Consider the following 6256-nt stretch of genomic DNA (forward strand, 5'->3'; position numbering starts at 1 on the left):
ACAGTAAAGCCGGTACCGCCGGTACCGCAACACGCGGGGTGACGGGCGCCGGTCCGTGCGGCCGCGACGGCCGCGCGTGAAAAGATCGGTGCATCATGAGCACCGCTACCGGATCCAGCCGAATTTTCTCCGGCGTGCAGCCCACCTCCGACTCGCTTCACCTGGGTAACGCGCTGGGCGCCGTCAGGCAGTGGGTCGCGCTGCAGGACGACTGGGGGGATGACTGGGACGCGTTCTTCTGCGTAGTCGACCTGCACGCCATCACCGTCGCCCAGGATCCCGAGGCGCTGCGTCGTCGCACCCTGATCACCGCCGCCCAATACCTGGCGCTGGGCATCGACCCGGCCCGCAGCACCGTGTTCGTGCAGAGCCACGTGCCGGCGCACACCCAGTTGGCCTGGGTGCTGGGGTGCTTCACCGGCTTCGGGCAGGCGTCGCGGATGACGCAGTTCAAGGACAAGTCGCTGCGCCAGGGCGCCGACTCCACCACGGTCGGGTTGTTCACCTACCCGGTGTTGCAGGCGGCCGACGTGCTGGCCTACGACACCGATCTGGTGCCGGTGGGCGAGGACCAGCGCCAGCACCTCGAGCTGGCGCGCGACATCGCCGAGCGCGTCAACAGCCGCTTCCCGGACACGTTCGTGGTGCCGGACATGCTCATTCCCAAGGCCACCGCAAAGATCTACGACCTGCAGGATCCGACGTCGAAGATGAGCAAGTCCGCGGCCACCGATGCCGGGTTGATCAACCTGCTCGACGATCCGGCGGTGTCGGCCAAGAAGATTCGCTCCGCGGTCACCGACAGCGAGCGCGAGATCCGTTTCGACACCGAGGCCAAGCCGGGTGTGTCCAACCTGTTGAGCATCCAGTCCGCGGTCACCGGCGTCGCGATCGACACGCTCGTGGACGGCTATGCCGGAAGGGGTTACGGCGATTTGAAGAAGGACACCGCGGAGGCGGTCGTCGAGTTCGTCGCGCCGATCAAGGCCCGCGTCGACGAACTGTCCGCCGATGTGGGCGAATTGGAGGCGGTGTTGGCCGCCGGGGCGGAAAAGGCCAACGATGTGGCCGGGAAAACGGTCCGGCGGGTTTACGATCGGCTTGGGTTTCTTCCACCAGGGAGCTAGATCCCCAAGGAGCTAGATCCGCTTCTCATTGGAGTCGTGCGATGAGCGAGCCGGCCAAGCCGGGCATTTTCGATCGACTGCGGACCCGCTACGGGTGGATCGACCATGTCATCCGCGCCTACCAGCGTTTCGACGAGCGCAACGGCGGGTTCTTCGCGGCCGGCCTCACCTATTACACGATCTTCGCGTTGTTTCCTTTGCTCATGGTCGGTTTCGCGGTCTTCGGGTTCGTGCTGGCCCGTCGGCCCCAGTTGTTGAGCACCATCGACGACCACATCCGTTCCCAGGTGAACGGCGCGCTGGGTAATCAGCTGCAGGAATTGATGAACTCGGCGATCGATGCCCGAACCTCGGTCGGTGTCATCGGTTTGGCCACCGCGGTGTGGGCGGGCCTGGGCTGGATTTCGCACCTGCGCCAGGCGCTGACGGAGATGTGGTGGGACACCCACATCGAGTCACCGGGCTTCGTGCGCAACAAGCTTTCCGACCTGCTGGCGATGGTGGGGACGTTCGCGGTGATCGTGGTCACCGTCGCGCTGACCACCGTCGGCCACACCGCGCCCATGGCCGCCTTGCTGAAATGGCTTGGCATACCCCGGTTTATAGTGTTCGACTGGCTGTTCTGGCTGATCTCGCTTTTGATCGCGACGCTGGTGTCGTGGCTGCTGTTCACCTGGATGATCGCCCGGCTGCCCCGCGAGAAGGTCAGCCTGACCGATTCGATGCGCGCCGGGCTGATCGCCGCGATCGGCTTCGAGGTGTTCAAACAGGTGGCGTCGATCTATCTGAGGACGGTGTTGCGCAGCCCCGCCGGCGCGGCGTTCGGGCCGGTGCTGGGGTTGATGGTGTTCGCCTACATCACCGCCTATCTCGTCCTGTTCTGCACCGCCTGGGCGGCGACGGCGTCCACGGATCCGCGCAGTCAGCCCGTCGCCCCTCCGGCACCGGCGATCATCGCCCCGCGGGTGCAGATGGACGAGGGCCTGGGCACCCGCCAGACGTTGACGGCGATGGCGCTGGGAGCCGTTGGCGCGCTGACGCTTTCCCGCATCGCGCGCTTCACCCGCCGCGCTCGCTAGCCGACCAGCTTCAGGCCCGCGACGCAGGCCACGATCCCGGCGATCAGCACCAGCTTGATCGGCGACGTCGATTCGTCACCGGCCAGCATCGCATAGCCCGCCGTGAGCGCGGCCCCAATGCCGACCCAGACCGCGTAACTGGTTCCGACCGGCAGCGTGCGCATGGCGATCGCCAGCCCGGTCATCGAAAGTGCCACGGCCGCAAGGAAAACCAGCGAAGGGACCGGCCGGGAGAAGCCGTCCGATTTGTTCAGGGCGGTCGCCCACACCGCCTCCAGGATCCCCGACGCAATCAGGACGAGCCAGGCCATCACGCACCTCCACGGCGCCGTCTTGTCGCTGGCCGGGTACGGGGCCCCTCGTCCGGTGTCAGGTGCTGACGGGCTCGATGCTAACAAACGTCGCGCGGGTGACCCTGCCAGGTGCCGCGCACCATGACGTCAGAGATGCCTAAACGTTCGTCCAGCACAACGAGATTGGCGTCATAATCCGTCCTGAGTTCACCGACCCGCCCCAGGCCTAGGGCCCGCGCCGGCGTCGCGGCCGTCGCCTGCACGGCCGGCGCCAGCCCCGCGTCGGCGTGCACGGTGCGGAAGAGTTGATCCATGGTGGCGGTGCTGCCGGCGATCGTCGACGTCCCATGCACCCGCGCCACGCCGGCGACCACGTCGATGGCCACCGCGCCGAGCCGAAACGCGCCGTCGGGGCGGCCGGCCGCGGCGATCGCGTCGGTGACCACGGCGACCCGGTCCGCTCCGGCGGCCGCGATCACCGCCCGTACCACGTCGGGGTGCAGGTGCACGCCGTCGGCGATCAGCTCGACGACCACGCGCGGGTCGCGCAGCAGTGCCAGGGCCGGGCCGGGCTCGCGATGGTGCAGTGGCGGCATCGCGTTGAACAGATGCGTGCCGACCGTGGCGCCCAGCGCGATGGCATGCCGGGTCTGCTCGTAGGTCGCGTCGGTATGGCCAAGCGCCACAACGACTCCCGCGTCAATGAACCGCCGGATCGCCGCGTCGGCCCCGGGCAGCTCGGGAGCCAGCGTCACCATCCGGATGGCGTCGCCGCCCGCGGCCAGCACCGCGTCGATCTCGGCCGGGTCCGGATCGCGCAGCTGGGTGCGGTCGTGGGCCCCGCAGTGTGCCCGGCTCAGCCACGGCCCCTCGAGGTGGATGCCCGCGACGGTCCGGCGCCCGGTGGCATCGGCCAGCGCTCGCACCCCGGCGAGCAGGTCGGTCGGTGACGCGGTCACCAGGCTGGCCAGCGTGGTGGTGGTGCCGTGCCGCAGGTGGAACGCGGCGGCGCCGGCGATGCCGTCGGCGTCGGTGTAGGAGGCGCCGCCGCCGCCGTGCACGTGCATGTCGATAAAGCCAGGGACCACAGTGCAATTCGGGAAATCTTGGTCGGCCGGCCGCGGCGGCGGCCCGGGCGCGCAGGCCGCGATCCGTTCACCGGCGGTTTGCAGCCAGCCCGGGCGACAGACCTCGCCGTCGAGCACCATGGTGCCCGCGGCGATCACGGGCACGGATTCTCCCAGCGGCCGCCGTTTTCCCAGAAGTGGCGGATGTCCTCGAGCTGGCGGCCCTTGGTCTCCGGCGCGTAGCGGTAGACGAAGACGAATGCGACCGCCGCAAGCGCGGCGAACAGCGCGAAAGTCCCTGCGCCGCCAAGCGAATGGAGCAGGGTCAGAAAGACGGCGGCGATGATGGCGTTAGCCACCAGGTTGGAGGTCAACATGGTGCTCGATCCGATCGAGCGTAGTCGCGACGGGAAGCTTTCGCTGGCGTACACCCAGCCCAGGGAGCCGAAGCCCATGGTGTAGCCGATGATGAACAACAGGATGCCGGCGAAGCCGGCGATGGCGCCGCCGAAGCCCTGGCCGAAGACGGCCATCAGCACGACGTCGGCGGCGATCATCATGGCGGTGCCCCACAACAGGATTGGCCGCCGGCCCACCCGGTCGACCAGCAGCAGCGCCGCGCCGACGGCGGCCAGCCCGGCGACCTGCAGCAGCGCCGGCAGCCCGAGCAGCGCGAAATTCCCGGTGAAACCCATGGCCTGAAAGATGCGGGGGCTGTAATAGATGATCGCGTTGATGCCGGTGATCTGGATCAGGAAGCCGAGCACCACCACGAAGGCGGTGGCCCGCAGGTACGGGGGGCGCAGCATCTCGGCGAACCCGCCCCCGGCGCCGGGGGCGGCCTCGCCGAGCGCGCGGCCGATCTCGGCCAGCTCCTCGTCGACGCGCGCCGTCGGTTCGACCCGCAGCAGCGCCTGGCGGGCGTCGTCCATCCGGCCCTTGAGCACGTACCACCGGGCGGTGTCGGGCATGCCAATGATCAACGGCAGCAACAGGATTGCGGGCACGCAGGCCAGGCCCAGCATCCACCGCCAGCCGTGGGTGCCGGCCAGCACGTAACCGGTCAGGTAGCCGACGATCAGGCCGGAAACGATCGCCAGCTGATAGGCCGTCAGCAGCGAGCCGCGCACCGCCGTCGGGGCCGATTCGGCCACGTACACCGGGACCACCACCACCGTCACACCGATGGTCATGCCCAGCAGCAGCCGCGCCGCCAACAGCATCGGCAGCGAGATCGAGAACGCGGCCAGCAGCGCGAAAACCGCGTAGGCGCACAGGATCAGGACCACCGATCGTTTGCGCCCGATGACGTTGGCCAGCACGCCGGCGCCCAGAGCCCCGACAATCTGGCCGATCACCACCATCGTGGTGAGCAGTTCCTGCTGGCGCGTGGACAAGCCGAAGTCCTCGGTGACGAACAACTGCGCCCCGGCGATGATGGACAGGTCGTAACCGTAGATGACGCCGACGCTGGCGGCGGTCAGCCCGACCAGCAGTCCGCGCCGCGATCCGCGTGCCACGGCGCTCAGCGGTGCTGCGGTCGGCGGTTCATCGAGCGGGCCATCATGATCAGCGCGAACACCACGACGGTGCCGATGACCGCCACGCCCACCCGGATCGGCATGGCGTCGGCCGACAGGATGATCCCGCCCGCCGCGGCGTTGCTGGCGAGCGGGTCGGCGGCGGTGTCACGCTTGGCCGGCGCCAGCGACGGATCGGGGGCGATCAGCGAGCCGACCTGGGTGCCCGGCGGCGTGGAGAAGCCGTAGTCCAGCAGGTGCGCGGCCTGTTCCCACGGCGCGATCGGTTGACGCGTGCCGTGCAGCAGCACCGCCACCAGGCGTCGTCCGTCGTGGTTGGCCGCGCCCACGAACGTCTGGCCCGCGTCGTCGGTGTAACCCGTCTTGCCGCCCAGGGCGCCGGGATACTTGTAGAGCAGCTGGTTGTCGTTCTCCAGCTCGTAGCCCGGGTGGTCGCCGTGGCCGGGGAAGTCGAACGTCCGTGTCGCGACGATGTCGGCGAACGTCGGGTTCTGCCAGGCGTAGCGGTAGAACAACCCGATGTCGTAGGCCGAGGTGCTCATGCCCGGCGCGTCCAGGCCCGACGGCGAGGCCACCCGGGTGTCCTGGCCGCCCAGCTTGGCCGACAGCACGTTGATCTTCTCCAGCGCCTGCTGCATGCCGCCCAGCTGCATGGCCAGCGCGTGCGCGGCGTCGTTGCCGGAGTGCATCAGCAGCCCGTGCAGCAGCTGGTTGACGGTGAACACCCCGCCCTCCTGGACGCCGACCTTGGTGCCCTCGGCCGCGGCGTCGTCGGCGGTCCCGGGAACCGCCTTATTGAGGTTGAGCGCGTTGATGGAGGCCATCGCGACCAGCACCTTGATGATGCTGGCCGGGCGGTGCCGCCCGTGTGGGTCCTTGGCCGCGATCACCGCGCCGCTGTCCAGGTCCGCGACCAGCCACGCGTCCGCGGAGACGTCGTTCGGCAGCGGCGGCGTGTTCGGCGCGGTGACGATGCCGCAGCTGCCCAGCGCGTCACCGCCGACGGGCTTGGCGGGCACCGCCAGCGGGATCGGCGGGTCGCCGGCGGTCGGGGCCTCGGAGGAATCCACCGCGGGCGGCGTGGTCACCTTGTACGGGCAGTTGGCCGGCGCGGCATTCGGCTCGGCGCCGGGTTCGGCGGTGGCGAGC

The 6256-nt window shown here is 69.3% G+C and carries 6 protein-coding genes and 1 riboswitch; of the genes, 2 read left to right on the forward strand and 4 right to left on the reverse strand.

Annotation, left to right across the window (positions count from 1 at the left end; genetic code table 11):
• Window positions 1-95 precede the first annotated feature (95 nt).
• Window positions 96-1127, forward strand: coding sequence for a tryptophan--tRNA ligase (gene trpS, locus A9W96_RS01185; protein ID WP_066863626.1), 1032 nt, complete (start codon window positions 96-98; stop codon window positions 1125-1127).
• A gap of 41 nt (window positions 1128-1168) precedes the next feature.
• A complete protein-coding gene (yhjD, locus tag A9W96_RS01190; RefSeq protein ID WP_066863623.1) occupies window positions 1169-2206 on the forward strand; it encodes an inner membrane protein YhjD in 1038 nt (345 codons plus the stop codon).
• On the opposite strand, the gene A9W96_RS01195 is transcribed toward yhjD, so the two are convergent.
• From A9W96_RS01195 to A9W96_RS01210, 4 genes are all read right to left on the reverse strand, one after another.
• Window positions 2203-2517: a multidrug efflux SMR transporter gene (locus A9W96_RS01195; protein WP_067024460.1), complete on the reverse strand. Its 315-nt coding sequence runs from the start codon at window positions 2515-2517 to the stop codon at window positions 2203-2205. The genes yhjD and A9W96_RS01195 overlap by 4 nt on opposite strands.
• Before the next feature lie 11 nt (window positions 2518-2528).
• Window positions 2529-2592: riboswitch (guanidine-III (ykkC-III) riboswitch) on the reverse strand.
• Window positions 2593-2597: 5 nt separating this feature from the next.
• Window positions 2598-3731, reverse strand: a complete 1134-nt coding sequence (gene nagA, locus A9W96_RS01200) for an N-acetylglucosamine-6-phosphate deacetylase (RefSeq protein WP_067137476.1) — start codon at window positions 3729-3731, stop codon at window positions 2598-2600.
• Window positions 3722-5086: a sugar porter family MFS transporter gene (locus A9W96_RS01205; protein WP_066863614.1), complete on the reverse strand. Its 1365-nt coding sequence runs from the start codon at window positions 5084-5086 to the stop codon at window positions 3722-3724. The genes nagA and A9W96_RS01205 overlap by 10 nt, the downstream gene beginning before the upstream one ends.
• A 5-nt stretch (window positions 5087-5091) precedes the next feature.
• Window positions 5092-6256 (reverse strand): D-alanyl-D-alanine carboxypeptidase family protein (locus A9W96_RS01210; RefSeq protein WP_156765071.1); only part of this gene is annotated, 1165 nt, incomplete at its 5' end.

Origin of the sequence: Mycobacterium sp. 1245852.3, assembly GCF_001669335.1 — a bacterium.
GTDB lineage: Bacteria > Actinomycetota > Actinomycetes > Mycobacteriales > Mycobacteriaceae > Mycobacterium > Mycobacterium europaeum_A.

Coding starts and splice junctions, on each gene's coding strand:
- trpS (WP_066863626.1), top strand. CDS start 96: ATGAGCACCGCTACCGGATCCAGCCGAATTTTCTCCGGCGTGCAGCCC.
- A9W96_RS01195 (WP_067024460.1), bottom strand. CDS start 2,517: ATGGCCTGGCTCGTCCTGATTGCGTCGGGGATCCTGGAGGCGGTGTGG.
- yhjD (WP_066863623.1), top strand. CDS start 1,169: ATGAGCGAGCCGGCCAAGCCGGGCATTTTCGATCGACTGCGGACCCGC.